This window comes from Pseudomonas mangrovi, assembly GCF_003052585.1.
Lineage (GTDB): Bacteria > Pseudomonadota > Gammaproteobacteria > Pseudomonadales > Pseudomonadaceae > Aquipseudomonas > Aquipseudomonas mangrovi.
The window spans coordinates 1-25,962 of the sequence record NZ_QASN01000016.1 but is presented as its reverse complement, the minus strand read 5'-3'; the positions used below and the strand labels follow the sequence as shown (position 1 = coordinate 25,962).

The following is a 25,962-nucleotide window of genomic DNA, read 5'->3' as shown; positions in this document are numbered from 1 at the left end:
CGCGGCGGCTTGCCTCGAAGCGCGTTCCGGAGGTGGTCATGAACCAGTTGCTGGCTGACCCAAGCGCGGCCGGACCGGTCCTGTTGGTGGTGGATGATCGCGAGGAAAATCTGGTAGCGATGGACGCCCTGCTGGGCGACGGCGAGTGGCAGGTGCGCACCGTCGATTCGGGCGAGGCGGCGCTGCGCTGCATGATGACCGAGGATGTCGGCCTGGTCCTGCTGGATGTACAGATGCCGGGCATGGATGGGTTCGAGGTGGCGCGCCTGATGCGTGGCAGCCCGCGTACCCGCTTCATTCCAATCATCTTCCTTTCGGCGATTGCCCACACCGAGGCCGCGGTACTCAGCGGATATGCCATCGGTGCGGTGGACTTCATTCTCAAGCCGTTCGACCCCAAGGTATTGCGCTACAAGATTGGCGTGCTGCTGGAGCAGGAGCAGCACCGTCACGATCTGCAGATGCTCAGCCAGCAGCTGGATCGCGAGCGCGCGTTCAATGCCTCGGTACTGAACAATGCATCCGAAGGCATCCTCGTGATCGATGGCGAAGGCGTGATTCGCTTCGCCAATCCGGCCATGGCAGGCATGCTCGATCGGCAGGTCGAGGAGCTGCAGGGCACCGCCCTGCTCGATCACCTGCAACTGCCGGAAGAGCCGCAGAGTTGGCAGCAGAGCGAGTTCTACCGCGCCTGGCGCGCCGGGCGTACCTATCGTGCGCACGATGCGCTGCTGGCGACCCGCAGCGGACCGGCACTGCCGGTCGCGCTGTCCTGCTCGCCGTTGCAGCAGTATCAGAACTCGATGGTGCTGATCGCCCTCGACATGTCGGTGATACGCAAGCTGCACGCGCAGCTGGAGTCTCAAGCCATCACCGACGCCCTGACCGGCCTGCAGAACCGGCGTGGCTTCCATCAGTCGCTGGAGTCGGCACTGTCGCGCATCGAGCGCAGCGGCCAGCGGATGGCGGTGATCTATCTCGATCTGGATGGTTTCAAGCGTGTCAACGACTCCCTCGGTCACTCCGCCGGCGACAAGGTATTGCGCAAGGTGGCCGCGCAGCTCAAGGCCGCTCTACGCCCCTACGACGTGCTGGCGCGCATGGGTGGCGATGAGTTCGTTGCGCTGCTCGATTCGCTGGAGAGCCCCGAGGATGCGGCGCGGGTGGCGGAAAAACTGATCGAGCTGGTGTCGATCCGGCACAAGGTCGACGGTATGGAGATCACCTTGGGCGCCAGCGTCGGCATCGCCTGTTTCCCCGAGTGCGGGCAGACGGTGGACGGCCTGCTGCGCGCCGCCGACATGGCGATGTACGAGGCCAAGCGTGCCGGACGTCAGCAGTACCGCTTCTTCTCGCCGGAGATGAACGGCCGCGCGCGCTCGCGGCTGATGCTCGAGGAGAGCCTGCGTCAGGCCATCGAGCAGAACGACTTTGCGCTGGTGTACCAGCCGCAGATCGACCTGGCCAGCGGCCGCCTGCGCGGCTTCGAAGCGTTGCTGCGCTGGCAGCATCGGGTTGCCGGGACCGTTGCGCCGGGGGTGTTCATTCCGTTGCTGGAGGAGACGCGGCTGATCAACCGGGTTGGCGAATGGATCTTCGATCAGGGCATTGCCCAGTGTCGCGCCTGGCGCGAGCGCTTCGGCGAGGAGCTGCTGCTGAGTCTGAACGTCAGTCCGGTGCAGTTCGGCATGCCGCAGCTGGTGGATGACTTGCGGCGGGCGCTGGAGCGGCATGGCGTGAAGGCTTCGCAGCTGGAAGTCGAGGTCACCGAAAGCGCACTGATGCAGGATCTGCAGGCCACCCGCGAGCAGCTACGCCAGTTGCGCGAGCTGGGCGTGCGCATTGCCATCGATGACTTCGGTACCGGCTATTCGTCGCTGGCCTATCTGCGGCATTTCGAGATCGACACCCTGAAGATCGACCGGCTGTTCATCTCCAACATGCTCGAGTCGCCCAAGGACGCGGCCATCGTCAGCACCATCATCGACCTGGCTCACCACCTCGATCTGGACGTGATTGCCGAGGGCGTCGAGACCCACGCCCAGCGTGAGTGGCTCGCCCAGCATTCGTGCGGAACCATGCAGGGTTTCCTGGTGGCACCCGGGTTGCCGCGTGAGCAGGCGGATGCCTTTCCGCGGCAGTTCGACTGGGTCGACTGGAAAGCAGCCGGGCAGTGACGCCGCTTCAGCTGCGGGGTGGGAACTCCCGGTGCAGGGCGTCGAGCTGGGCGTCCTTCTCCTCCCAGAGCAGGTTGACCCACTCCTGGAAGCGCAGGCGATACGCCGCGTCCTGATCGTAGTTGTGACCGAGCAGCTCGGCCGGGATTTCCTGCTTGCTGACACGCACCACGATCTTGCGTACGCGGCCGGTGAGTAGATCCCAGAAGCTCGGGCTGCCGTCCGGATAGTGAATGGTCACATTGACCAGGGCAGTCAGTTGCTCGCCCATGGCATCCAGCACGAAGGCGATGCCGCCTGCTTTGGGTTTGAGCAGGTGGCGAAAGCTCGATGCCTGCTGGTCGTGCTTTTCCGGTGTGAAGCGGGTGCCCTCGAGGAAGTTGAACACCGAGACCGGATTGGTCTTGTAGCGCTCGCAGGCCTTGCGCGTGGTCGCCAGGTCCTGGCCGCGTTTCTCCGGATGCTTGGCCAGGTATTCCTTGCTGAAGCGCTTCATGAACGGGAACTCCAGCGCCCACCAGCACAGGCCGATCACCGGGACCCAGATCAGCTCCTGCTTGAGAAAGAACTTGAGAAAGGGAATGCGGTGATTGAATTGATACTGCAGAACCAGAATATCCACCCAGCTCTGGTGATTGCTGGTCACCAGGTAGGTGTGGCGCGTATCGAGCCCCTCCATGCCCTCCACGTCCCAGTGGCTGCCGCCGACCATGTCCATCCAGGTCTTGTTGACCGAGATCCAGCTGCGTGCGACAGCGTGCATGACCACGTTGATCACCTTGCGCGCTGTCTGGACGGGCAGCAGGAGCTTGAGCAATGCGCCGAAAAACAGCGGCCAGCAGAGAATCAGGGTGTTGCAGGCAAGTGCCAGGGCCGCGAGGGTTCCACGCAGCGGAGCGGGCAGGAAGTGCAGCATCTTGGCTGGCTTCTCCGGGAAATTGAGGGGATTTGGCGCCTTGGGGGGCAGGTCTGGGCGACAAGGTTAACGCTTGTACACTGACGCGCAAGTGCTGCGGGTGACCGAATGGTCGAAAGGGTGGCCCCCGGGCTGACAGCGCAGCCTGGGGGCGAGGGGTCAGACCTTGGCGTCGGCTTGGATCGCGGTGAGAGCGATGGTGAAGACGATGTCGTCCACCAGCGCGCCGCGCGACAGGTCGTTCACCGGCTTGCGCAGACCCTGCAGCATCGGGCCGACGCTGACGCAATTGGCGCTGCGCTGCACGGCCTTGTAGGTGGTGTTGCCGGTGTTCAGGTCGGGGAAGATGAACACGGTGGCGCGGCCCGCGACCGGGCTGTTCGGCGCCTTCTGCCGACCGACGCTTTCGATCGCCGCGGCGTCGTACTGCAGCGGCCCGTCGATCGCCAACGTCGGATTCGCGGCACGGGCGAGGCGGGTGGCTTCGCGGACTTTCTCAACTTCCTCGCCGCTGCCGGAGTCGCCGGTGGAGTAGCTGATCATCGCCACGCGCGGCTCGATACCGAAGGCCTGTGCGGAGTTGGCGCTCTGCCGCGCGATGTCGGCCAGCTCTTCGGCATTCGGGTCCGGGTTCACCGCACAGTCGCCATACACCAGTACCTGGTCCGGCAGCAGCATGAAGAACACCGAGGACACCAGCTTGTAACCGGGGGCTGTCTTGATCAGCTGCAGCGCCGGGCGGATGGTGTTGGCCGTGGTGTGGATAGCGCCGGAAACCAGGCCGTCGACCTCGTCCAGCGCCAGCATCATGGTGCCCAGCACCACGGTGTCTTCGAGCTGGGCTACGGCCATGGGTGCGTTCAGCCCCTTGCCCTTGCGCAGCTCGACCATGGGCTCGACGTAGCGCTCGCGGTGCAGGTCCGGGTCGAGGATTTCCAGCCCGGCTGGCAGCTCGATACCCTGTGCCTTGGCCACCGCGTAGACCTCCTCGGGCTTGGCCAGCAGCACGCAGCGGGCGATACCGCGCGCCTGGCAGATGGCGGCGGCCTGCACGGTGCGCGGTTCGCTGCCTTCGGGCAGGACGATACGTTTGTTCGCCGCCTGGGCACGCTTGACCAACTGGTAGCGGAACGCCGGTGGCGACATGCGCAGCTCGCGTACCGTTCCGCAACGCAGGCGCAGCCACTCGTGATCCAGATGACTGGCAACGAAGCCGCTGACCTTCTCGGCGCGCTCGCGATCGTCGATCGGGATTTCCTTGTTCATCCGGTTGAGGTTGGTTGCGGTGTCATAGGATCCGGTGCCCACCGTCATCACCGGCAGACCGGTGAGCAGGGCGTTGTTGCACAGCTCCATGATTCGCGCGTCCGGCTGGAAGTCGCTGCACAGCAGCAGGCCGGCCAGGGGCACGCCATTCATGGCGGCCAGACTGGCGGCGAGGATGATGTCGTCGCGGTCACCCGGCGTGACCACCAGGGTGCCGGGCTTGAGCAGCTGCACCGTATTGGCCACGGCGCGGGCGCAGAGCACGATCTTGAGCATCCGGCGCTGCTCGTACTCGCCGGCGTTGAGCACCCTGGCACCGAGCAGGTCGGCGATGTCGCGGGTGCGCGGTGCGTTGAGCTCCTCCTGCCAGGGGATGCAGCCGAGAAGGCGGAAACCCTCGTTCGAGAGCAGGTTCGAGTGTTCGCGCAGACGCGCGGCAAAGCCTTCGGCGCCGTCATCACTGCGAACCTTGTTGATGATCACCCCGAGCACCTTCGGATCCTTCGGGCCGCCGAACAGCTGGGCCTGAATCTCGATGCGGTCTGACAGCTCGGCGAGCGTCTCGCTTTCCGGTGCCGAGACCAGGATGACGTCGGCGTCGAGGCTCTTGGCCAGGTGGAAGTTGACCCGCGCGGCGTAGCTGGCCTGGCGCGTCGGCACCATGCCTTCGATGATCATCACGTCCTTGTCCTGCGCGGCCTGCTGATAGAGGCTGATGATCTCCTCCATCAGCTCGTCCAGCTCGCCGTCGCCGAGCAGGTGCTCGACGTGCGCCAGTGGCAGCGGTTTGGGCGAATGCAGCTCGTGGGTGCGGGCAATCAGCTCGCTGGAGCGCTCCGGGCCCAGGTCACCCGCATGCGGCTGGGCGATTGGCTTGAAGAAGCCGACCTTGAGGCCGGCGCGCTGTAGTGCGGCCACCAGGCCGAGGCTGGCGGAGGTCAGGCCGACACCGAAACCGGTGGGGGCGAGAAAGAAGGTATGCATTGCGTCTCCTCGTGAAAGTGCCGGCGCGGTACGTTGCCGTGGCGGCTACTGGGGCTGTCTGGTCCGGTGGTGTTCGTGCTGAGGATTCCAGCGCCTGTTTACGGTCTGGCGAGCTAACGATAGACGCTGGCGGAAAAAGGCCGGGCAAGCGCAGGGCGGGTGGGGCGAACCCAGTAGCCTCGGCCGTTCCAGCGGTATCTAGAGCAGGGCCAGGGTATCCAGGGCGATCTGGCGCTCCTCGTTGGTCGGTACCACCAGCACCCGCGGGTGTCCCTGCGCCTGGATGCTGCCGGCAACGCCGCGGATGCAGCGCGCGTTGGCCTCCTTGTCCAGCGCAAGACCCAGCAGGCGCAGATGCGCCACGGTCTTGCTGCGAATCAGCGGTGAGTTCTCGCCGATGCCGCCGGTGAAGATCAGACCGTCCAGGCGCGGCAGTGCACAGCTCATTGCTGCCAGTGACTTGGCCAGGCGGTAGCAGAACACCTCGATGGCCAGGGTCGCGCCGGCGTGGCCCTGCTCGCGAGCCTGTTCCAGGCTGCGCATGTCGTTGGACAGCCCGGACAGCCCCAGGAGGCCCGCGTCCTGGTTGAGCATGCGATCGATCTGCGCAAGGTCCCAGCCCAGGGTACGGGCCAGGTGGCTGTGCAGGTTGGGATCGACGTCGCCACTGCGGGTGCCCATCACCAGGCCTTCCAGCGGGGTCAGGCCCATGCTGGTGTCGCGGCTCTGGCCGTCGACGATGGCGCAGGTCGAACAACCATTGCCCAGGTGCGCCGACAGCCAGCTGCTGTCGCCGACGGACAACTCGCTCATCTGCGCCGCACGATGGCTTACGAATCGGTGGCTGGTGCCGTGGAAGCCGTAGCGCCGCACGCCATGCTCGCGGTACAGCACTTCGGGCAGTGCGTAGCGGTAGGCGTGCTCGGGCAGGGTCTGATGGAAGGCGGTGTCGAATACCACCACCTGCGGCAGGTCGGCAAACAGCTTGAGCGCGGCCTCGATGCCCTGCAGGTTGGCCGGGTTGTGCAGGGGGGCGAGCGGTGCGGTGTCGCGGATCGCCGCGAGCACCGAGGTGTCGACGCGCTGCGCCTGGGTGAAACGCTCGCCGCCGTGCACGACACGGTGGCCGATGCCGTGCAGCTTGCCGCCGGCGGCACCCTGGACCAGCGGCAGCAGCTGCGAGAGGGCGGCGCGATGGTCCGCGCCGGGGATCATCAGACTGTCCTTCTCGCCGCCGCGTTGCCAGTGCAGCACCGCATCGGGGCTGCCCAGGCGCTCGGCCAGACCGCTGAGGCTGAACTGGGAGTGGGCTTCGTTGACCAGAGCGAACTTGATCGACGAACTGCCACAGTTGATCACCAGAATATTGCGTGCAGGCATTACGAATCCTTCGTCCGTTGCGGGTTTCGGGCGCACCAGCCGCAATGCATGGGCTGTCCGATCTGCTGGTGCCGCCTAGCCGGGTCGAGAACCCAGGCGCGACTCTGCCATGGCGGTTGGTGGCGCAGGTGCTGAGTATGCCCGCAAGTCAGAGTCACAACCCAATGACCGCAATCATCTTCGTGAAATCCGACCACCAGAGTGGCGCCGGATGCGCTCCGCCGGTCCGCGTTCGAGTCGCTTTCACTCATGGGCTTGGTTAAACTCCCGGCTCCAAAAGTCTCTGCAAAAGGTTCCCGCCATGCTGATCGCCGCCAACAAGGCCGTCTCCATCGACTATACCCTCACCAACGATGCCGGCGAGGTGATCGACAGCTCCGCTGGTGGCGCACCGCTGGTCTACCTGCATGGTGCAGGCAACATCATTGGCGGTCTGGAAAAGGCCCTGGTCGGCAAGACCGTCGGCGACGAGCTCAGCGTCAGCGTCGAGCCCGAGGAAGCCTACGGCGAATACAGCGCGGAACTGGTCGCGGTACTCAATCGCTCGATGTTCGAAGGTGTCGACGAGCTGGCGGTCGGCATGCAGTTCCACGCTTCGGGCCCCGGCGGCGGCATGCAGATCGTCACCATCCGCGACATCGATGGCGAAGACGTGACCGTCGACGGCAACCACCCGCTGGCCGGCCAGCGTCTGAACTTCCAGGTCAAGGTTGTGGCCGTACGTGACGCCAGTGCCGAGGAAGTGGCCCACGGTCACATTCATGGTGAAGGCGGTCATCACCACTGATGAGTGCCTTGCGGGCCTTCTTCCGAGGGCTCGCGCAACCTGTCCCATGTTTGCGGAGCGATGAGTGATGAGTGCCTTCCACGACCTGAAACTGAAATCCCTCGACGGAGCGCCGCTGTCCTTCGACGCCTTCGCCGATCGGGTCGTGCTGGTGGTCAACGTCGCTTCCGAGTGCGGCCTCACGCCCCAGTACGAAGGCCTGCAGGCCTTGCACCAGGCCTTCGCCGCGCGTGGTTTCAGCGTGCTCGGAGTGCCCTGCAACCAGTTCGGCAACCAGGAACCCGGTGATGCCGGACAGATCAGCGAGTTCTGCAGCCGCCACTACGGCGTGAGCTTTCCGCTGACCGAGAAGCTTGAAGTCAACGGCCCGGCCCGACACCCGCTGTACCGCCTGCTGGCAGGCGAGGGTGCCGAGTTTCCCGGTGACATCAGCTGGAACTTCGAGAAGTTTCTCGTTGCTCGTGATGGCGCCGTCCTGGCGCGATTCGCGCCGCGCACCACGCCGGACGACCCTGCCGTGCTGCAGGCAGTCGAGCAAGCGCTGGCGAAATAAGCTCTATCGATCAAATTTCAGTCAGATCATCACTGTCGCAAATGTGCATGGTGATCGCTAGACGAACGGTCATATTATCCGCCCATGGCATTAGCATCTTCCCGAATCGACAAGCGTGACCTGATCCTGGCCAAAGGCGCTCAGGTGATGAGCCGGCGTGGCTACCACGGCACCGGCGTGCAGGAGATCGTTCAGGCGGCGGGTATCCCCAAGGGATCCTTTTATCACTACTTCGCGAGCAAGGAAGATTTCGCGATGCAGGCGCTTGAGCATTTGTATCGGCCGCGCCTGCAGCGCTACGCCAATGTTCTGGGTAACACCGCGCTGGCGCCGAGCGAGCGGATCGTCGGCTACTACCGTGACCTGATCGCGCATTTCGCGCGCCAGGAAAAGCTGGAGTACCACTGCTTCATCGGCAGCCTGAGCTTCGAGATGGCCGAGCTGTGCCAGCCGATCGGGCAGGCCGTCGAGGATATCCTGCAGCGCTCCGTGCAGTTGCTCGCGCAGTGCCTGGAGCTGGCGCGCGCGAACGGCGAGCTGGATGCGCAAACCGATTGCCAGTCGTTGGCCGAGTTCATCGCCAACGCCTGGGAAGGTGCGCTGATGCGCATGAAGGTCGGCGCCAGTGTCGCGCCGCTGAACGTCTTTCTGGATCAGCTCGAGCAGCTTCTGCGTCCGCGCTGATTTTTTTTGCCGGTTCTCTAGACGACCGGTCGCTTTAATCGAGGACTCATCAATGAGCGCAGTACAAGCCCTCTTCAACCCGTTCAAGCTCGGTCAGCTCGAGCTGCCGACCCGCCTGGTCATGGCACCGATGACCCGCTCCTTCTCGCCCGGTGGCGTGCCCACTGCCGAGGTCGCGGAATACTACCGTCGCCGCGCCGCTGCCGGCGTCGGCCTGATCATCACCGAGGGCACCACCGTCGGTCACCCGGCTGCCAATGGCTACGAAGCCGTACCGCGCTTCTACGGCGAAGACGCCCTGGCCGGCTGGAAGCAGGTGGTCGACGCCGTGCATGCCGCCGGTGGCAAGATCGCGCCGCAGCTCTGGCATGTCGGTAATGTGCGTCGCCTGGGCACCGAGCCGGACGGCAGCGTGCCGGGCTTCGGGCCGATGGAGAAGCTCAAGGACGGCAAGGTCGTCGTCCACGGCATGACCAAGCAGGACATCCAGGAGGTGATTGCCGCCTTCGCCCAGGCCGCCAAGGACGCCCAGTCCATCGGCATGGACGCGATCGAGATCCACGGTGCCCACGGCTACCTGGTCGACCAGTTCTTCTGGGAAGGCTGCAACCAGCGCACCGACGAGTACGGTGGCAGCCTGGCCAACCGCTCGCGCTTCGCCATCGAGCTGGTGCAGGCGGTGCGTGCCGCGGTCGGCCCGGACTTCCCGATCATCTTCCGCTTCTCGCAGTGGAAGCAACAGGACTACAGCGCACGTCTGGTGCAGACGCCCGAGCAGCTTGGCGAATTCCTCAAGCCGCTGTCCGAGGCAGGCGTGGACATCTTCCATTGCTCGACCCGCCGCTTCTGGGAGCCGGAGTTCGAAGGTTCCGATCTGAACCTGGCCGGCTGGACCCGCGAGCTGACCGGCAAGCCGACCATCACCGTCGGCAGCGTCGGCCTGGACGGCGAATTCCTGCAGTTCATGGTCAAGACCGACAAGGTTGCCCAGCCGGCCAAGCTCGAAGGTCTGCTGGAGCGGATGAAGAAGGGTGAGTTCGATCTGGTGGCGGTCGGCCGCGCGCTGATCTGCGACCCGGACTGGGCGGCCAAGGTTCGCGAAGGTCGCGAGTCGGAGATCCTGCCGTTCAGCCGTGATGCGCTGAAGACCCTGAGCTGATTTTTCCAGGCGTCCTGCGGCAGCCTGGCTGCCGCTTTCCTGAATGCCCCGCCTCCCCAGCGGGGCTTTTTTTTGCGCGTGGTTTTTCGGAGCAGTTGGGGTTGGCAGTGATGCGGGGCGGGCATTGGCGAAATGTGCTGTGCTTGTTGCGCCCTAGGCTGCTGCCTTTGCTTCTCTGGGTGGGGTTCTTCGCGGATTGTTGGGGCTGCGTGTGTCGACTCCAGCGTCCAGGCTCATTATCCGGTGGTCTGCTGGTCCGGGGTTTCGGCCCCCCGGCCGAGTCACTTTCTCTTGCTTGCCCAAGAGAAAGTAACCAAAGAGAAGGGCACCCCGGCATTCGGGTCTGCCCGCTTCGCGGCCAGACTCCCCTCGCTCCGGCGCTGCTCCGGGGGCCGGCATAGACGGGCCATCCCTGGCCCAACTATGCCTTGCGCGGCCGTCCTGGCCGCTTACCCCCTGCGCAGCACCTGCGCTCGGCCTTCTGTAAGGGGGATCTGGGCTCCGAGCCGCCTGACATCTCTTTCCCCGGTTTCTGCTTTCCTCCGGCACCGAGCTTCCGGCGTGATCCTGCGGCCGGTATTCCCGGCTGAGTGGATATATGTGAACGAGGGGCATGTCACAAAGCCTCTTGGCTCAGGAGATAGCGAGCCGCAATATCGAGTAGGTGACAGGGCTTTCCTCGAAATATGCCATCTGCAGCGTGTCGAGGAGGGATGGCCACGTGTGGGCACTTCGACGCAACAGCGAGAGGCCTGACCCGAATGGCAGGGCGTGCGCTTTTTTTGATCCCCTCGACAGGGGGCGGAATCTAGAGGTAGACGCGATCCTGCAGGAGGATGCCGTTGAGGCTGACACCGCCAGGTCGAATCAAGCAGGAGGAAGAAAAAAGCATCAGCTGACTCGGTGCCCAGATCCCCTTACAGAAGGCCGAGCGCAGGTGCTGCGTAAGAGGTGAGCGGCAGGGATGCCGCGAAAGTCAGGGTTGGGCCAGGGAAGGCCCATCCCTGACGGCCTCTGGAGCAGCGCCGGAGCGAGGGGAGTCTGGCCGCGCAGCGGGCAGACCCGGAGGTTGGGGTGCCCTTTTTCTTTGGTTACTTTCTTGTTGGGCAAGCAACAAGAAAGTGACTCGGCCGAGGGGCCGAAACCCAAGACCAGCAGACCACTGGATAATGAGCCTGGACGCTGGAGTCGACACACGCAACTCCAAACAATCCGCGAAGAATTCTTACCCGATCAAGTCACCACCGGGTTTGCATCTTCCGGCCTTGGCAATCGAGAGGATCAGCTCACGACGGCGAGCGCTGGGCCAGCTCCGGCGGCTGTGTCTGCGGGTCGTTGCTCGCCTGCAGCAGATGCTGCTCGAAGCCATCGATGATGCTGCTCCAGCCCTGCTTGCTGGCGTGCCAGCGGGCGTTGAGGCGCAGGCTGCGCAGACGCTCCTGGTCCTCCAGCAACTCACAGGCAGCGTCGATGAACGCCGTCTCGTCGCCCGGCATGGCCAGCGCGCCATTGTGCCCGTGACGGATGTGCTGGGCGGCGGCGGCCTGGTCGAAGGCGACCACTGCAAGGCCGGAGGCGAGGGCTTCCAGCACCACGTTGCCGAAGGTCTCGGACAGGCTGGGGAAGACGAACAGATCGCCGCAGGCGTAGTGGCGCGCCAGCGTTTCTCCACGCTGTAGGCCGCAGAACAGCGCCTCGGGCAGCTGGTTGCGCAGGGTCGCTGCGTACGGTCCGTCGCCGACCAGAACGAGTTTCAGGTGCTTGTCCGGATGCCGGCGGCGCAGGGCGGCGAAAGTCTCCACCAGCAGTTGCAGATTCTTCTCCGTGGCCAGCCTGCCAACGTGCAGCACGGCGATGTCGTGCTCCTGCAGGCCCCATTCCTGGCGCAGCGCCGGGCAGCGGCGTGCGGGGTGGAACAGCTCGGCATCCACGCCGCGTGAAAGCAGCGTCAGGCGCTCGAAGCCGCGGCGCTGCAGCTCGATGCGCTGACTCGGGCTGGGCACCAGGGTGAACAGGGTACGGTTGTGGAACCAGCGCAGGTAGCCGGTCAGCAGGCGGGTCAGCAGGCCGAAGCCATAGTGCTCGCCGTAGAGCTGGAAGTTGGTATGGAAGCCGCTGATCGTCGGGATGCCCAGGCGCCGGGCGGCACGCAGGGCGGACAACCCCAGTGGTCCTTCGGTGGCGATGTAGATCACATCCGGGCGCTGGCGCTTCCAGTTGCGCAACAGCTTGTGCAGCGCCGAGCGGCCCCATTGCAGGCCCGGATAGCCGGGCAGGGGCCAGCCGGCCACCAGCACCTGGCTGTGGATTCCGTCCTGGGTTTCACCTTCGCTGGCCTGGCGCGGGCGCACCAGCTGCACCCGGTGGCCGCGCGCGGCAAGGCCGCGGGCGAGATGGCCGAGGGTGTTCGCCACGCCGTTGACTTCCGGTGGGTAGGTTTCGCTGACCAAACTGAGCTGCAGAGCTGACTTCATGGGGCAAGTCTGGCGCAGACGGGTGTAGAGACGATGACATCCGGATGACGGCTGCGTGACGCCGTCTGGGCGGGTGAATGCTCTCCCTCTCCAGTGTGTAGTCGGGCCAGACGGTGGCTGGGAGCCCTTGGACGAATGCCTTGTAATACCGGGGATGTCTGCTGAACTTGACCAACGTCAAGGGCGTATTAGCTGTCTGTCTGCAAGCATGCCTGCATATTTCGCCAACCAGTCTGGTCGCTCATGTCAGTCACCGTGGTCGTCGGTAGGCAGGTCGTACGTCGAGTCGTACTCTCCTGGCTGCTGCTATTGAGTTTTCTGCTACCCGCCACTGCGGCGGAGCTTGGCGAGCTGGAGCGGCAACGAATCCAGATCGCGCTACCCGAAGTGAGCGAGATCGGCGAGCCGGCGGGTGAATATGCGGTGCGCACCCTCGGTGACGGGCAGCAGACGCTGGGCTATGTCTTCCAGAGTCGTGACGTGCTCGATCTGCCGGCCTATTCGGGCAAGCCGATCAACATGCAGGTGGTGCTGGACACCGCCGGGGTGATCCGCGACGCCTACGTCCTCGAACACCACGAACCCATCCTGCTCACTGGTATTCCCGAGGCGCGGCTGCACGAGTTCGCGGCCCGCTTCAGCGGCATAGGTGCAGCGCAGCGGGTGGTGGTCGGTCGCTCCAGCGATCCGAACGCGGTCACCGTGGATGCGGTGACCGGCGCTACCGTGACCGTCATGGTGCTCAATGAGACGGTGATGCGTGCGGCGCACAAGGTGGCCGTGTCGCTAGCGCTGATCGACGCCCATGCGGCGATCCGTAGTCGTCCGGCACGCATACGCGATGAGTACTACCAGCGCTCGGACTGGACCGAACTGACCGGCAATGGTGCCATTCGCCGCTTGCACCTGACCCGCGGACAGATCGACGACGGCTTCAAGGGCAGCGAGGCGGAGGGGGTCGAGGAGGCGCCGGCCGAGCAGCGCGAAGACACCTTCATCGATCTTTACCTGACCCACCTCAATCCGCCGACCATCGGCCGCGCGCTGCTGGGCGACAACCAGTACCGCCAACTGATGGACGAGCTCAAGCCCGGCGAGCAGGCCATCGCCCTGCTGGCCAATGGCAGCTACTCGTTCAAGGGCTCCGGCTACGTGCGCGGCGGCATCTTCGATCGCGTCCAGCTACGCCAGTTTGGCGACAGCATCAGCTTCCGCGACCTGGACTTCCAGCGCCTGGACGACGTCGCCGAGGGTGTGCCGGCGTTCAGCGAGAAGGCGATCTTCATCGTTCGTGGCGAGCACAATTTCGATCCTGGCGCGGACTGGAGCCTGGAGTTGCTGGTGCGCCGCCAGACCGGGCCGATCAGCGGGGTCTTCAGCAGCTTCGAGCTGTCCTACCAGATGCCGGAGATCTACCTCGAGCGCCCGCAGCCGACCGCTGCGGAGCTGGCTGCGCTGGAAGAGGCGAACCGCCCGCTGTGGCTCAACATCTGGTACCAGAAGAGCTTCCAGATCGGCGTGCTCTGCGCTGCGTTGCTGCTGCTGACCACCATCCTGTTCCTGCAGGACAAGTTCACCCAGCACCCCCGGTTTCTGCACTGGCTGCGCCGGGGCTACCTGATCTTCACCGTGGTATTCATCGGTTGGTATGCCCTGGGGCAGCTCTCGGTGGTCAACGTGCTGACCTTCGTGCATGCGCTGGTCCAGGATTTCCGCTGGGAGCTGTTCCTCTCCGATCCGGTGATCTTCATCCTCTGGACCTTTACCGCCGCCAGCATTCTGCTCTGGGGACGCGGCGTGTTCTGCGGCTGGCTGTGCCCGTTCGGTGCGCTGCAGGAGCTGATCAACGAGGCCGCGCGCAAGCTGAAGATCCGCCAGTTCGAGCTGCCTTTCGCGCTCCACGAGCGGCTCTGGGCGATCAAGTACATCGTCCTGCTGGTGCTGTTCGGCATCTCGCTGGAGTCGCTGTCGATGGCCGAGCGCGCCGCCGAGGTCGAGCCGTTCAAGACCGCCATCACCCTCAAGTTCGACCGCCAGTGGTGGTTCGTGCTCTACGCCGTGCTGCTGCTGGTCATCAACATCTTCACCCGCAAGGTGTATTGCCGCTACGTCTGCCCGCTGGGTGCGGCGCTGGCGATTCCGAGCAAGTTCCGCCTGTTCGACTGGCTCAAGCGGCGCAAGGAGTGCGGCAATCCCTGCCAGCTCTGCGCCAAGGAATGCGAGATCCAGGCGATTCACCCGGACGGCCATATCAACCACAACGAGTGCCACTACTGCCTCGATTGCCAGATGACCTACCACAACGAAAACAAGTGCCCGCCGCTGATCACCCGCAACAAGCGCAGCAAGCGTGAAAAGCCCGCGCCGGCGAGTCCGTTGATCCCGGTTGTGCAGTTGTTCGACCAGCCTCAATGAAGTGCCCCCCAAGGAGAAACCCCATGAGCGACAAGAGCAAGACCGACAACGAAATCGACAAGAGCGGACTCAGCCGTCGAGGATTTCTCGGCGCCACGGCGGTGACCGGGGCGGGCGCTCTGGTCGGCGTGACTGCGTTGGGCTCGGCGGTGATGAGCCGGGAGTCCTGGGCTGCAGCGGTGAAGGAATCGCAGCAGAATATCCATGTCGCGCCGGGTGAGCTGGACGACTACTACGGCTTCTGGAGCGGTGGTCACCAGGGCGAGGTGCGGGTGATGGGCGTGCCTTCGATGCGCGAGCTGATGCGCATCCCGGTGTTCAACGTCGACTCGGCAACCGGCTGGGGCCTGACCAACGAAAGCCGCCACATCATGGGCGAGAGTGCCAAGTTCCTGAACGGCGACTGCCACCATCCGCATATCTCGATGACCGACGGCAAGTACGACGGCAAGTATCTGTTCATCAACGACAAGGCCAATACCCGCGTCGCGCGTATCCGTCTGGACATCTTCAAGTGCGACAAGATGATCACCGTGCCCAACTGCCAGGCGATCCACGGTCTGCGCCTGCAGAAGGTGCCCTACACCAAGTACGTGTTCGCCAACGCCGAGTTCGTCATCCCGCACCCCAACGACGGCAAGGTCTTCGACCTGCAGGATGAGAACAGCTACACGATGTACAACGTCATCGATGCCGAGAAGATGGAAATGGCCTTCCAGATCATCGTCGATGGCAACCTGGACAACACCGATGCCGACTACACCGGTCGTTTCACTGCGGCCACCTGCTACAACTCGGAGAAGGCCTACGACCTCGGCGGGATGATGCGCAACGAGCGCGACTGGGTGGTGGTGTTCGACATCGAGGCGGCGGAGAAGGCGGTAAAAGCCGGCAAGTTCACCACCCTGGGCGACTCCAAGGTGCCGGTGCTCGACGGCCGCAAGAAGGGCGACGCGGACAGCCAGTTCACCCGCTACATTCCGGTGCCGAAGAACCCGCACGGCCTGAATACCTCGTCCGACGGCAAGTATTTCATCGCCAACGGCAAGCTCTCGCCAACCGTGTCGATGATCGAGATCGCCAGACTGCCGGACCTGTTCGCCGGCAAGCTCAAGGACCCGCGTGACACCATCGCCGCGGAAGTGGAACTGGGCCTGGGCCCGCTGCACACCACCTTCGATGGCCGCGGCAACGCCTACACCACCCTGTTCCTCGACAGCCAGGTGGTGAAGTGGAACATGGCCGAGGCGGTGCGCGCCTACAACGGCGAGAAGGTCAACTACATCAAGCAGAAGCTCGACGTGCACTACCAGCCGGGTCATATCCATGCCTCGCTGTGCGAGACCAGCGAGGCCGACGGCAAGTGGCTGGTGGCACTGTGCAAGTTCGGCAAGGACCGTTTCCTGCCTACCGGCCCGTTGCACCCGGAGAACGATCAGTTGATCGACATCTCCGGCGATGAGATGAAGCTGGTGCATGACGGCCCGACCTACGCCGAGCCGCACGACTGCATCATGGCCCGCCGCGATCAGATCAAGACCAAGAAGGTCTGGGACCGCAACGATCCCTTCTTCGCACCGACGGTCGAGATGGCCAAGAAAGACGGCATCAATCTCGAGCAGGACAACAAGGTGATCCGCGACGGCAACAAGGTGCGCGTCTACATGACCTCGGTCGCACCGGTGTATGGCGTTACCGAGTTCACCGTCAAACAGGGCGACGAAGTCACGGTAGTGATCACCAACCTGGACATGATCGAGGACGTCAGCCACGGCTTCGTCATGACCAACCACGGTGTGAGCATGGAAATCAGTCCGCAGCAGACGTCCTCGATCACCTTCATCGCCGACAAGCCCGGTCTGCACTGGTACTACTGCAGCTGGTTCTGCCATGCGCTGCACATGGAAATGGTCGGTCGCATGCTGGTCGAACCGGCCTGAAAAGCGTGCTGATGGCGGGCTGCGCGAGCGGCCCGCGTTTCTCTATCCCACAAGGAGTCGCAGTGCCGCTATATCGAGCGAGTGCCCGGCGTCGTCTGGCCTGGTCTGTAGCGCTCATGGCGCTAGGATCCGTTGCCCAGGCCGGGACGCAACCGGTCGAAACATTGCCGCTGCAGGCCGATGGCGCTGGCTGGCTATTGCCGGCAGGAGTCCATTCGGGCTCTTTTCGTATCGATCAGAGCATGCAGCTGCGCTGCGCCGAGGGCGCGATTCTGGATGCCGGCGGAGAAGGGCATGGGCTGGTCATCGCTGCGCCCAAGGTGCGCGTCGAAGGCTGCGAGGTGCGCAACTGGGGTCGCAATCTGACCGACATGGATTCGGGCATCTATCTCGAGAAACAGGCGACGGGGGCCGAGGTGGTCGGCAATCGCCTGCGCGGGCCGGGCTTCGGCATCTGGCTCGACGGCACGCTCGACGTGCTGCTTGAGCGCAACGACATCGAGGGCGACCTCCAGACCCGCTCCCAGGACCGCGGCAACGGCATCCAGCTGTTCGCGGTAAGGGGCGCGCGGGTCATCGACAACCGTCTGCGCCACGTGCGTGACGGCATCTACATCGACACTTCCAGCGGCAACCTGATGCAGGGCAACCTGATCGAGGATGTGCGCTACGGCATTCACTACATGTTTTCCCACGACAACCGGGTGCTGAACAACCTCACCCGGCGCACCCGCACCGGCTACGCACTGATGCAGAGCCGTCAGCTGACGGTCATCGGCAATCGTTCCGAATTCGATCAGAACTACGGCATCCTGATGAACTACATCACCTATTCGACCCTGCAGGACAACCTGGTCAGCGACGTGCAGCAGGGTACCAGCGGCGGCGGCGACGGCATGATCGCCGGTGCCGAGGGCAAGGCACTGTTCATCTACAACTCGCTGTTCAACCGCATCGAGAACAATCGCTTCCAGCGCAGCAGCCTGGGCATTCACCTCACCGCCGGCTCCGAAGACAACCAGATCACCGGCAATGCCTTCATCTACAACCAGCAGCAGGTGAAGTACGTCGCCACTCGTGAGCAGGAATGGTCGCGCCAGGGGCGCGGCAACTACTGGAGCGACTACCTGGGCTGGGACCGCGACGGCGATGGCCTGGGCGATGTCGCCTACGAACCCAACGACAACGTCGATCGCCTGCTGTGGACCTATCCGCAGGTACGCCTGCTGCTCAACAGCCCGGGCGTGGAATTGCTGCGCTGGGTGCAGCGGGCGTTCCCGGTGGTGCGCGCGCCGGGGGTGCGCGACAGCCATCCGCTGATGAATGCGCCGGCGCAGGCTGCCGCACAGGTGCTGCCATGAAGCTGCTTGAGCTGGAACATGTCCATCAGTCGTTCGGCCGCCAGGAAGTACTGCACGACCTTAGCCTGAGCCTGGACGAGGGTGAGGTGCTCGGCCTGTTCGGTCACAACGGCGCCGGCAAGACCACCAGCATGAAGCTGATTCTCGGCCTGCTGCGGCCAGGGCAGGGCAGGGTGCAGGTGCTCGGCGGCGATCCGGAAGATCATCAGGTGCGTCGGCGCCTGGGTTATCTGCCGGAGAACGTGACCTTTTATCCGCAGCTCAGTGGCCGTGAAACCCTGCGTCATTTCGCCCGGCTCAAGGGTGCGCCGGCGGCTCAGGTGGGCGAGCTGCTGGAGCAGGTCGGCCTGCAGCACGCGGCGGATCGACGGGTCAAGACTTACTCCAAGGGCATGCGCCAGCGCCTCGGCCTGGCCCAGGCACTGCTCGGCGAGCCGCGCCTGCTGCTGCTCGACGAGCCGACCGTCGGACTCGACCCGATTGCCACCCACGAGCTGTACCAGTTGCTCGACCGACTGCGCGCCCAGGGCACCGGAGTGATTCTCTGCTCCCACGTGCTGCCTGGCGTGGAGCGCCATATCGATCGCGCGGCGATTCTTGCCGGCGGCCGGCTGCGTGCCAGTGGCGATATCGATGCGCTGCGGGCGCAGGCGCAGCTGCCGGTGATTGTGCGCCTGAGCGGTCTGGCCGACTCCGCGCAGCAGGTTGCGCAGTGGCAGCAGCGCGGCGTCAAGGTGGTCTCCGTGGAGGGCGATTGCTGCGAGCTGGCGGTTGCCGACAGCGAAAAAATCGCCCTGCTGCGCGAGCTGACGCAACGGCCATTGCTCGATCTTGAGCTGCGTCAGCCGACGCTGGAAGATCTCTACCGTTTCTTCATGCAGCGCTTTGCTGCTGCCGGAGGTGCAGCATGAACGCCGTCTGGCACATCGCCCGCAAGGAGCTGGCCGACGGTCTGCGCAACCGCTGGCTGCTCGCCATTAGCCTGCTGTTCGCGCTGCTGGCGGTGGGTATCGCCTGGTTCGGCGCAGCGGCGGCGGGGCAGGTGGGATTCACCTCGATTCCGGCGACCATCGTCAGTCTGGCGAGTCTTGCGACCTTCCTGATGCCGCTGATCGCCCTGCTGCTGGCCTATGACGCCATCGTCGGCGAGGACGAGGGTGGCACCCTATTGCTGCTCTTGACCTACCCGCTGGGGCGCGGGCAGATCCTGCTCGGCAAGTTTCTCGGCCACGGCATGATCCTCGGCCTGGCGACGCTGATCGGCTTCGGCTGTGCGGCGCTGGCCATCGTCCTGCTGGTCGAGGATGTAAACGCCGCGCTGCTGCTCTGGGCCTTTGCCCGCTTCATCCTGTCCGCGACCCTGCTGGGGCTGGTGTTCCTGGCGCTGGCCTACCTGCTCAGCAGCCTGGTCACGGAGAAATCCAGCGCTGCGGGGCTGGCCCTCGGGGTCTGGTTCTTCTTCGTGCTGGTCTTCGACCTGGCTCTGCTCGGCGTACTGGTGCTGGGCAAGGGTGCGCTCAGCCCCGAGTTGCTGCCCTGGCTGTTGCTGCTCAATCCGACCGATGTGTTTCGCCTGATCAACCTGGCTGGCTTCGAGTCTTCCGGCAACGCCCTCGGGGTGATGGCGCTGGGCGGCGACCTGCCGGTGTCGCCGGCTTGGCTGTGGCTGTGCCTGCTGGCCTGGATGGGGTTGTTCCTCGGCCTGGCCTACCTGCTGTTTCGCAAACGTGAGGTATGAGATGCGTGTGAATTCCGAGATGCCCCGCCTGTTGCGTGCTTTCGCCGCTTTTTCGCTGTTGCTGTTGGGTGGCTGCGAGCCCGCGGCAGAGGCGCCGGCCGTGGTGACGGCGGCGCCGTTCCACGAGGGGGACGAATGCCATGTCTGCGGCATGGCGATCACCGACTTCCCCGGCCCCAAGGGCCAGGCGATCGAGCGTGGCGAGGTACGCAAGTTCTGCTCGGTGGCGGAAATGCTCGGCTGGTGGCTGCAGCCGGAAAACCAGGCGCAGAGCGTCAGTCTCTACGTGCATGACATGGCGCAGGGTGACTGGGCCGCGCCGGATGATGCCCATCTGATCGATGCCCGCGAGGCCTATTTCGTCGCGGTGCCCAGCCTGCCGGGGGCGATGGGCCAGCCACTGGCGACGTTCGCCAGCGAAGAGTCGGCCCAGGCGATGGCCAAGGCCCACCAGAGCAAGGTGCTGCGCCTGGATCAGCTGGATCTGGCGACGCTGCAGCAGCCGGCAGCAGCGGGGCAGCATCACCACCACTGAGGCGGTAACGCAGCTTCTGATCGGTGTTCGAGTGTTTTCCACGCAGTTGGGCGGGGCTGGTTTCGCTCCTGGCGAGTGGCCCGATTCGCTTCGGGCCAGCCTTCGGCTGCTACTCCACTTGGCTCAGTACCTGGGCACGGACGGCGCAATGCGCTGCGCTTATTGCGCCCTACGGAATGCCTGTCGAGGTGACCTCAGCCATGCTGGCAGCGCAGCGCACCCCGGATGACGGGCGTCGATCCGCCGGCACCTAGCCTGCCGCGCCGAGCCACAAATGAAAAGGCCCACCGGTTTGCACCGATGGGCCTTCTGGTGTTGCGACTGCCGCTTACTTCTGGCTGAGGATCCACTCGACCAGGGTTGCCACTTCTTCGTCGGTCACAGCGTTTGGCGGCATCGGGATCGGGCCCCACTTGCCGCTACTGCCGCCCTTGATGCTGGCGGCAAGCACGTCCTTGGCATCAGCCTGGTCGGCGTACTTGGCGGCCACTTCCTTGAACGCCGGGCCCATCATCTTGGTGTCGACGGCGTGGCAGGCGACGCATGGCTTGCTCTTGAAGATCGCTTCGCCATCGGCGGCCAGGGCCGGTTGCAGGCTCCCGACGCCGGCAAGGGCGAACAGCACACAAAGGGTCTTTTTCATCAGGCGTTCCTCACGGCTACTTAGCAGGTCGAGCCCCACGGGCAGGGATTCTCTTGCGTCCAATTGTTGCCCGGGAGCCGTTGAGTTTTTCTTGTCCTCGATCAGTTTCCCGAAACATTCCTCAGATTCGGCGGCATTTCGCGGCTGCGTTCATTCACTCGCCACAGGCGCGCTACCGGCCGCATTCACGGCCGCCAGTGCGGCTCGGTCACGCTCACGCACCCAGAACACGGTGGCGCCGGCCACGGCTGCCGGCATCACCAGCAGGTTGAGCAGCGGCACCAGCAGGCCGAGATAGACGATGCCACCGAACCCCAGGCTTTGCCAGCGCTTCTCGCGCAGCCAGGCGAGCATGTCGCCCCAGCTCATCTTGTGGTTGTCCGCCGGGTAGTCGATGTACTGCACCGCCATCATCCAGATGCCCAGCAGAATCCACAGCGGGGCGGCGGCGATGTTCAGCACCGGGATGAACGACAGTATCAGCAGTCCCAGCGCGCGCGGCAGGAAGTACGCCAGCTTGCGCATCTCGCGGCCCAGGGTGCGCGGCACCATGGCCATCAGTTCCGTCCAGCTGAAAGGTGGGAAGTCGTCCTGACCGCGGATCACTACCTCAACCTTCTCCGACAGCAGCCCGTTCACCGGCGCACCGACGATGCTCGCCAGGGTGGTGAAGGTGAAGAAGATGATCACCAGCACCAGCAGCACGAACAGCGGCCAGAGCAGGTACTCGAGAAAGCTCAGCCAGCTCGGCAGGCTCGGCATGAACGTTTCCACCCAGCTGGAAAAGCCATGCACCGCATAGCTGATCAGCGCGACGAACAACAGCAGGTTGATCGCCAGTGGCAGGATCACGAAGCGGCGCAGGCCAGGGGTGAAGATCAGCCGGAAGCCTTCCTTCAGGTACTGCGGGCCGGTCAGGGCAGGGGCGATCATCGCGATCTGGTTCTCCGGTTCAGGGGGTAGAGGACGGGATCAGCCGCGACGCTTGAGCGGCGGCTGGTCGAAACTCACGCCAGCCAGGCTGCCGGCCATCAGGGCGCGGATATTGGCATGGTCACTGCCTTGCGGCGTCGCCAGCACGCTGCGGTAGTGCTCGCCGAAGGCAAGCAGCGCTTGTTCCTGGGAGAAGCCTTCCAGCAGCGCCAGGCCCAGCGCGCGGCGCGACCCTTCGTTCTGTCCGCTGTCGCTGTGCACGCCGTTGTTGACGAAGGCGCCTGGCTGGAACAGGTAGTGCTGCTCTATGAACGCCAGGGTGGTGGCGAACGCGTGCTCGCCGCTGCTCAACTGCCGGCGGAAGTCATCGAGTGCAGTCATTTGTGTCGGGCCTTGTCGAAGGCGGCCTGCTGATCGGCGCTGGCCTCGTTCTGGTAGCGCGACTTCCACTCGCTGTAGGGCATTCCGTAGATTTCTTCGCGCGCTTCGTCCGGGCTGACGGCAACGCCGACGTCGTCGGCGGCGGCCTTGAACCACTTGGACAGGCAGTTGCGACAGAAGCCGGCCAGGTTCATCAGCTCGATGTTCTGCACATCCGGGCGGCTGCGCAGGTGCTGCACCAGGCTGCGGAAGGCGGCGGCTTCGATTTCGATGCGTTGTTCGTCGGTCATGGCGATGCTCGCGAAGAGGGTCGGTACTGCGCAGGCTCTGCAGCGGCGCGTTGGCGGCGATGATAGCGCGCTCGCCGACGCTGTCACAGGTCCGTTCAGGGGGAACCAAGGCCTCAGGGTGGGAGTCGCTTGCAGGAGTCTGCCGTCGCGCTTGCAGGGTTGTCGACGGACAGCGGTTCTTCAAGCGGAGGATGCACAGTGCGCCCAGCGACACCCAGGACAGTAGTGATTTGCGGCGCCTCGGCCGGCGTCGGTCGTGCCTGTGCCCAGGCCTTCGCCAGAACCGGCGCGCGGGTGGCGCTGCTGGCGCGCGGCCGCGTCGGGCTTGCGGCGGCCCATGCCGACGTCGAGGCGCTAGGCGGTGTGGCCTGGAGTCAGACGCTGGACATCGCCGACGCGGTGCAGGTGGATGAGGCTGCGGCGCGGATCGAGAGCGAGCTCGGCCCTATCGATGTCTGGGTTAACAACGCCATGCTGACCGTCTACGCGCCGGTGGCGCAGATGAGCGCGGAGGAGTATCGGAGGGTCACCGAAGTCACCTACCTGGGCACGGTGCATGGCACCTGCGCGGCATTACGCCATATGCGCCCGCGTAATCGCGGCTGCATTGTGCAGGTCGGTTCCGCGCTGGCCTACCGGGCAATTCCCCTGCAGTCGGCCTATTGCGCGGCCAAGGCTGCGGCGATGGGCTTCAGTGACGCACTGCGCGTCGAACTCAAGGCCGAGAAGAGCGCCATTCATGTCACCACGGTGCATCTGTCGGCCTTCAATACCCCGCAGTTCGACTGGGCGCGTTCGCACATGCCGATGCGGGCTCGCCCGGTCGCGCCGGTGTTCCAGCCGGAGCTGGCCGCCCGCGCCATTGTCTGGGCCAGCCAGCAGCGCCGGCGCGAAGTGCTGGTCGGCTTCCCGGCGCTGAAGACCATCTGGGGCAACAAGCTGGCCCCCTGGTTCGCCGACTGGGTGCTCAGCCGCCAGGGCATCGAGGGTCAGCAGAGCGACGAGGCGTTGCCGACCCTGCACGAGGACAATCTGTTCGCGCCCGTGGAGCGGGACATGGGCAGCCACGGTCGGTTCGACGCCGAAGCGAAGGGCGACAGTCTGCAGTTTCGCCTCAGCCAGCATCGCCTGGCGCTCACTGCGGCCTCGCTGGCGGTGCTGGTGGTGATCGGCATGGTGGTGGCGTGAGCATGCGCACGATCGAGGATTACGCGCTGATCGGCGACATGCGCTGCGCCGCCCTGGTTGGCCGGGATGGCAGCATCGACTGGTTCTGCCCGCCGCGCTTCGATGCGCCGGCCTGTTGTGCTGCACTGCTGGGCGGAGCAGAGCACGGCCACTGGCGGGTCGCGCCGCTGGGTGAGGTGCTGCAGCAGGATCGTGCTTACCTGCCCGATACGTTGGTGCTGAACACTGAGTGGCGTACGGCCGGTGGTCGCGTGCGCGTCCGTGATTGCATGCCGCTGGGCGAGCAGAGCTGCATCCTGCGGGTGATCGAATGCCTGGAAGGCGCGCTGGACATGCAGATGAGCCTGCTGCCGCGCTTCGGCAACGGCGCGCGCACGGCGCGTCTGCAGCTCGGGCAGGAGGGCCTGAGTGCCTGGGATGGCGAGCAGCGCCTGTTGCTGCGCGGCAAGCTGCCGCTGCAGCTGCAAGAGGGTTGTGCGCAGGCGACCTTTCGCCTGCAGGCGGGCGAGGTTCTGACCCTGGAGCTGTTCCACCTGGCACCAGAGCAGTGGCCGGCAGCCGACAGCGATCCGCTGGCCGCCATGCGGCAGTGCCACGACTGGTGGCGCCGCTGGGTGGGTCAGTGCAGCTATCGCGGGCGCTGGCGCGAGGCGGTGGTACGTTCGCTGATCACGCTCAAGGCGCTGACCTACGCGCCCAGTGGCGGCATGGTCGCTGCGCCCACCACCTCGCTGCCGGAATTGCCCGGCGGCGCGGCGAACTGGGACTACCGCTTCTGCTGGGTGCGCGATGCGGTGCTGGCGCTGGATATCCTGATCGACTCCAACTACCTGGACGAAGCGCGGGCCTGGCACGCCTGGCTGCATCGCGCGCTGGACGGCGAGGGCGGAAAGCTGCGCGTTCTTTACGACGTCGAAGCAGGCCCTCCAGTGGAGGAAAAAATCCTGGAATGGCTGCCGGGCTTTCTCGACTCACGCCCGGTGCGCATCGGCAACGCCGCGAGCAACCAGCATCAGCTGGACCTGCGTGGCCAACTGCTGGACCTGTTGCACATCCTGCGGCGCAGCGGTCTGCAGCCCTGTGGCGAGACCTGGGAGCGTCAGTGCGAGCTGATGGAGGAGCTGGCCCGCCGCTGGCGCGAGCCAGACGACGGTATCTGGGAGCTGCGCGATCGTCGACGCAACTACACCCACTCGAAGATCTACGCCTGGGTTGCGGTCGATCGCTCGATCCGCGATGCCGAGACCTTCTCCCTGCGCGCACCACTGGAATGCTGGCGTACGCTGCGCGACGAGATCCATGCGGACATCTGTGCCAAGGGCGTCGATCCGCAGCGTGGCGCCTTCCGCCAGAGCTATGAGGAAAGTCGCCCCGACGCCAGCCTGTTGATGGCGCCGCTGCTGGGCTTTCTGCCGATCGAGGATGAGCGGGTCCAAGCGACATTGCGCTGGGTCGAGCAGAGCCTGTTCAGGGACGGCCTGGTCTGGCGCTTCGCACCGGAACAGGCCGCCGATGGTGACGAGGGCGCGTTTCTCGCCTGCTCGTTCTGGCTGGTGGACAACTGGCTGATGGCGGGGCGTGAGACCGAGGCTGAAGCCCTGTTCGAGCGTCTGCTGCGCTTGCGCAATGACGTCGGCCTGCTCGCCGAGCAGTACCTGCCCGGTGTCGGCCAGCTGGGCAACTTCCCCCAGGCGCTGTCTCACCTTGCCCTGGTCAAGAGCGCGTATCTGCTTGAGGCTTGTAAGCAGGTACACCGTGGCGGAGTACCCGAGCGCCACTCCTACGGGCCGGTCGAGGACGCCTGATCAGCGTCCGGTGCTCAGTCGCGGTGGCCAGTGAGGGTGATCGATACCGATTCGGCGAAACGCAGGGCGTGCGGCTTGTCGACCTCGACCTCGGCGTAGCGCACCTGCGGATGGGCCATCACCAGATCGAGGATTTCCTGGGTCAGCCGCTCGAGCAGGGCGAAGCGGTTCTCCTCGACGTGGCGGATGATCGCCTTGGTGATGGTTCGGTAGTTCAGCGCGTGCTGGATGTCGTTGACCTCCACCGCGGTGGAGGCGGGATAGAGGATGGTCAGGTTGATCAGCACGTCCTGCTTGTTGCGGATCTCGTCCTCGTTGATGCCGATGAAGGTGCGCAGGCGCAGGTCCTTGAC

General features: G+C 64.8%; 22 protein-coding genes and 1 pseudogene. 13 read left to right on the top strand and 10 right to left on the bottom strand.

Annotated features, from left to right (window positions below; translation table 11 throughout):
* Positions 1-38 precede the first annotated feature (38 nt).
* Positions 39-2,177, top strand: coding sequence for a putative bifunctional diguanylate cyclase/phosphodiesterase (locus DBO85_RS08780; RefSeq protein ID WP_108106893.1), 2,139 nt, complete (start codon positions 39-41; stop codon positions 2,175-2,177).
* A 7-nt stretch (positions 2,178-2,184) separates the two neighbouring features.
* On the opposite strand, the gene DBO85_RS08775 is transcribed toward DBO85_RS08780, so the two are convergent.
* The 4 genes and pseudogenes from DBO85_RS08775 to DBO85_RS08760 form a co-directional block, all read right to left on the bottom strand.
* Positions 2,185-3,093, bottom strand: a complete 909-nt coding sequence (locus DBO85_RS08775) for an acyltransferase (protein ID WP_108106892.1) — start codon at positions 3,091-3,093, stop codon at positions 2,185-2,187.
* Between the two features lie 159 nt (positions 3,094-3,252).
* Positions 3,253-5,343, bottom strand: coding sequence for a phosphate acetyltransferase (gene pta / locus DBO85_RS08770; RefSeq protein WP_108106891.1), 2,091 nt, complete (start codon positions 5,341-5,343; stop codon positions 3,253-3,255).
* 198 nt (positions 5,344-5,541) lie between these two features.
* Positions 5,542-6,723 carry an acetate kinase gene (locus DBO85_RS08765; RefSeq protein WP_108106890.1) on the bottom strand — a complete coding sequence of 394 codons (1,182 nt, stop codon included), beginning with the start codon at positions 6,721-6,723 and terminating at the stop codon, positions 5,542-5,544.
* Positions 6,723-7,026: pseudogene (locus DBO85_RS08760) on the bottom strand (DUF3565 domain-containing protein). The gene DBO85_RS08765 and the pseudogene DBO85_RS08760 overlap by 1 nt, the downstream one beginning before the upstream one ends.
* Between DBO85_RS08760 and DBO85_RS08755 the strand changes: the two are divergent.
* From DBO85_RS08755 to DBO85_RS08740, 4 genes are all read left to right on the top strand, one after another.
* Positions 7,025-7,510 (top strand): FKBP-type peptidyl-prolyl cis-trans isomerase, encoded by a 486-nt coding sequence (locus DBO85_RS08755; RefSeq protein ID WP_108106888.1) that lies wholly within the window; start codon positions 7,025-7,027, stop codon positions 7,508-7,510. The pseudogene DBO85_RS08760 and the gene DBO85_RS08755 sit on opposite strands and share 2 nt — an antisense overlap.
* A gap of 67 nt (positions 7,511-7,577) precedes the next feature.
* A complete protein-coding gene (locus DBO85_RS08750) occupies positions 7,578-8,063 on the top strand; it encodes a glutathione peroxidase (RefSeq protein WP_108106887.1) in 486 nt (161 codons plus the stop codon).
* 84 nt (positions 8,064-8,147) lie between these two features.
* Positions 8,148-8,747, top strand: coding sequence for a TetR/AcrR family transcriptional regulator (locus DBO85_RS08745; protein ID WP_108106886.1), 600 nt, complete (start codon positions 8,148-8,150; stop codon positions 8,745-8,747).
* Between the two features lie 52 nt (positions 8,748-8,799).
* Positions 8,800-9,906, top strand: coding sequence for an NADH:flavin oxidoreductase (locus tag DBO85_RS08740; RefSeq protein WP_108106885.1), 1,107 nt, complete (start codon positions 8,800-8,802; stop codon positions 9,904-9,906).
* A gap of 1,286 nt (positions 9,907-11,192) precedes the next feature.
* On the opposite strand, the gene DBO85_RS08735 is transcribed toward DBO85_RS08740, so the two are convergent.
* Entirely contained in the window at positions 11,193-12,380 is a 1,188-nt protein-coding gene (locus DBO85_RS08735; protein ID WP_108106884.1) for a glycosyltransferase family 4 protein, read from the bottom strand.
* A 243-nt stretch (positions 12,381-12,623) separates the two neighbouring features.
* On the opposite strand from DBO85_RS08735, the gene nosR reads away from it, so the two are divergent.
* The 6 genes from nosR to DBO85_RS08705 all read left to right on the top strand — a co-directional run bounded on the left by nosR (position 12,624) and on the right by DBO85_RS08705 (position 20,369).
* Positions 12,624-14,795, top strand: coding sequence for a transcriptional regulator NosR (nosR, locus tag DBO85_RS08730; RefSeq protein ID WP_108106883.1), 2,172 nt, complete (start codon positions 12,624-12,626; stop codon positions 14,793-14,795).
* Positions 14,796-14,818: 23 nt separating this feature from the next.
* Positions 14,819-16,735, top strand: coding sequence for a TAT-dependent nitrous-oxide reductase (gene nosZ, locus DBO85_RS08725; protein ID WP_108106882.1), 1,917 nt, complete (start codon positions 14,819-14,821; stop codon positions 16,733-16,735).
* A gap of 116 nt (positions 16,736-16,851) precedes the next feature.
* Positions 16,852-18,096 (top strand): nitrous oxide reductase family maturation protein NosD, encoded by a 1,245-nt coding sequence (locus DBO85_RS08720; protein ID WP_108106881.1) that lies wholly within the window; start codon positions 16,852-16,854, stop codon positions 18,094-18,096.
* Entirely contained in the window at positions 18,093-19,007 is a 915-nt protein-coding gene (locus DBO85_RS08715; RefSeq protein WP_108106880.1) for an ABC transporter ATP-binding protein, read from the top strand. The genes DBO85_RS08720 and DBO85_RS08715 overlap by 4 nt, the downstream gene beginning before the upstream one ends.
* The gene (locus DBO85_RS08710) at positions 19,004-19,834 is read left to right on the top strand and encodes an ABC transporter permease (protein WP_108106879.1); all 831 of its coding nucleotides are present in this window, start codon (positions 19,004-19,006) and stop codon (positions 19,832-19,834) included. Before DBO85_RS08715 ends, DBO85_RS08710 begins: the two co-directional genes overlap by 4 nt.
* Position 19,835: 1 nt before the next feature.
* Positions 19,836-20,369, top strand: coding sequence for a nitrous oxide reductase accessory protein NosL (locus DBO85_RS08705; protein ID WP_233356581.1), 534 nt, complete (start codon positions 19,836-19,838; stop codon positions 20,367-20,369).
* Positions 20,370-20,697: 328 nt separating this feature from the next.
* Here the strand turns inward: DBO85_RS08705 and DBO85_RS08700 are convergent, their stop codons facing one another.
* From DBO85_RS08700 to DBO85_RS08685, 4 genes are all read right to left on the bottom strand, one after another.
* Positions 20,698-21,012 (bottom strand): c-type cytochrome, encoded by a 315-nt coding sequence (locus tag DBO85_RS08700; RefSeq protein WP_108106878.1) that lies wholly within the window; start codon positions 21,010-21,012, stop codon positions 20,698-20,700.
* Between the two features lie 150 nt (positions 21,013-21,162).
* Positions 21,163-21,945 carry a sulfate transporter CysZ gene (cysZ, locus tag DBO85_RS08695; protein WP_108106877.1) on the bottom strand — a complete coding sequence of 261 codons (783 nt, stop codon included), beginning with the start codon at positions 21,943-21,945 and terminating at the stop codon, positions 21,163-21,165.
* A gap of 39 nt (positions 21,946-21,984) precedes the next feature.
* Positions 21,985-22,326 carry a HopJ type III effector protein gene (locus DBO85_RS08690; protein WP_108106876.1) on the bottom strand — a complete coding sequence of 114 codons (342 nt, stop codon included), beginning with the start codon at positions 22,324-22,326 and terminating at the stop codon, positions 21,985-21,987.
* Complete coding sequence (locus tag DBO85_RS08685; RefSeq protein ID WP_108106875.1) at positions 22,323-22,616, bottom strand: DUF1244 domain-containing protein; 294 nt, start codon at positions 22,614-22,616, stop codon at positions 22,323-22,325. The genes DBO85_RS08690 and DBO85_RS08685 overlap by 4 nt, the downstream gene beginning before the upstream one ends.
* Before the next feature lie 198 nt (positions 22,617-22,814).
* Between DBO85_RS08685 and DBO85_RS08680 the strand changes: the two genes are divergently transcribed.
* Both DBO85_RS08680 and DBO85_RS08675 read left to right on the top strand, forming a co-directional pair.
* Positions 22,815-23,804 (top strand): SDR family oxidoreductase, encoded by a 990-nt coding sequence (locus DBO85_RS08680; RefSeq protein WP_108106874.1) that lies wholly within the window; start codon positions 22,815-22,817, stop codon positions 23,802-23,804.
* A 2-nt stretch (positions 23,805-23,806) separates the two neighbouring features.
* The gene (locus DBO85_RS08675; protein ID WP_108106873.1) at positions 23,807-25,609 is read left to right on the top strand and encodes a glycoside hydrolase family 15 protein; all 1,803 of its coding nucleotides are present in this window, start codon (positions 23,807-23,809) and stop codon (positions 25,607-25,609) included.
* A gap of 14 nt (positions 25,610-25,623) precedes the next feature.
* Here the strand turns inward: DBO85_RS08675 and folX are convergent.
* The coding region (gene folX / locus DBO85_RS08670; RefSeq protein ID WP_108106872.1) for a dihydroneopterin triphosphate 2'-epimerase at positions 25,624-25,962 on the bottom strand (339 nt) is incomplete at its 5' end.

Excerpts from the sequence above, each read along its gene's own strand:
- DBO85_RS08715 (WP_108106880.1), top strand. The coding sequence starts at position 18,093 with ATGAAGCTGCTTGAGCTGGAACATGTCCATCAGTCGTTCGGCCGCCAG.
- nosR (WP_108106883.1), top strand. The coding sequence starts at position 12,624 with ATGTCAGTCACCGTGGTCGTCGGTAGGCAGGTCGTACGTCGAGTCGTA.
- DBO85_RS08755 (WP_108106888.1), top strand. The coding sequence starts at position 7,025 with ATGCTGATCGCCGCCAACAAGGCCGTCTCCATCGACTATACCCTCACC.
- nosZ (WP_108106882.1), top strand. The coding sequence starts at position 14,819 with ATGAGCGACAAGAGCAAGACCGACAACGAAATCGACAAGAGCGGACTC.
- DBO85_RS08675 (WP_108106873.1), top strand. The coding sequence starts at position 23,807 with ATGCGCACGATCGAGGATTACGCGCTGATCGGCGACATGCGCTGCGCC.
- DBO85_RS08735 (WP_108106884.1), bottom strand. The coding sequence starts at position 12,380 with ATGAAGTCAGCTCTGCAGCTCAGTTTGGTCAGCGAAACCTACCCACCG.
- DBO85_RS08710 (WP_108106879.1), top strand. The coding sequence starts at position 19,004 with ATGAACGCCGTCTGGCACATCGCCCGCAAGGAGCTGGCCGACGGTCTG.
- pta (WP_108106891.1), bottom strand. The coding sequence starts at position 5,343 with ATGCATACCTTCTTTCTCGCCCCCACCGGTTTCGGTGTCGGCCTGACC.
- DBO85_RS08685 (WP_108106875.1), bottom strand. The coding sequence starts at position 22,616 with ATGACCGACGAACAACGCATCGAAATCGAAGCCGCCGCCTTCCGCAGC.
- cysZ (WP_108106877.1), bottom strand. The coding sequence starts at position 21,945 with ATGATCGCCCCTGCCCTGACCGGCCCGCAGTACCTGAAGGAAGGCTTC.
- DBO85_RS08720 (WP_108106881.1), top strand. The coding sequence starts at position 16,852 with ATGGCGCTAGGATCCGTTGCCCAGGCCGGGACGCAACCGGTCGAAACA.
- DBO85_RS08750 (WP_108106887.1), top strand. The coding sequence starts at position 7,578 with ATGAGTGCCTTCCACGACCTGAAACTGAAATCCCTCGACGGAGCGCCG.
- DBO85_RS08780 (WP_108106893.1), top strand. The coding sequence starts at position 39 with ATGAACCAGTTGCTGGCTGACCCAAGCGCGGCCGGACCGGTCCTGTTG.
- DBO85_RS08690 (WP_108106876.1), bottom strand. The coding sequence starts at position 22,326 with ATGACTGCACTCGATGACTTCCGCCGGCAGTTGAGCAGCGGCGAGCAC.
- DBO85_RS08745 (WP_108106886.1), top strand. The coding sequence starts at position 8,148 with ATGGCATTAGCATCTTCCCGAATCGACAAGCGTGACCTGATCCTGGCC.
- DBO85_RS08765 (WP_108106890.1), bottom strand. The coding sequence starts at position 6,723 with ATGCCTGCACGCAATATTCTGGTGATCAACTGTGGCAGTTCGTCGATC.
- DBO85_RS08740 (WP_108106885.1), top strand. The coding sequence starts at position 8,800 with ATGAGCGCAGTACAAGCCCTCTTCAACCCGTTCAAGCTCGGTCAGCTC.
- DBO85_RS08775 (WP_108106892.1), bottom strand. The coding sequence starts at position 3,093 with ATGCTGCACTTCCTGCCCGCTCCGCTGCGTGGAACCCTCGCGGCCCTG.
- DBO85_RS08705 (WP_233356581.1), top strand. The coding sequence starts at position 19,836 with ATGCGTGTGAATTCCGAGATGCCCCGCCTGTTGCGTGCTTTCGCCGCT.
- DBO85_RS08700 (WP_108106878.1), bottom strand. The coding sequence starts at position 21,012 with ATGAAAAAGACCCTTTGTGTGCTGTTCGCCCTTGCCGGCGTCGGGAGC.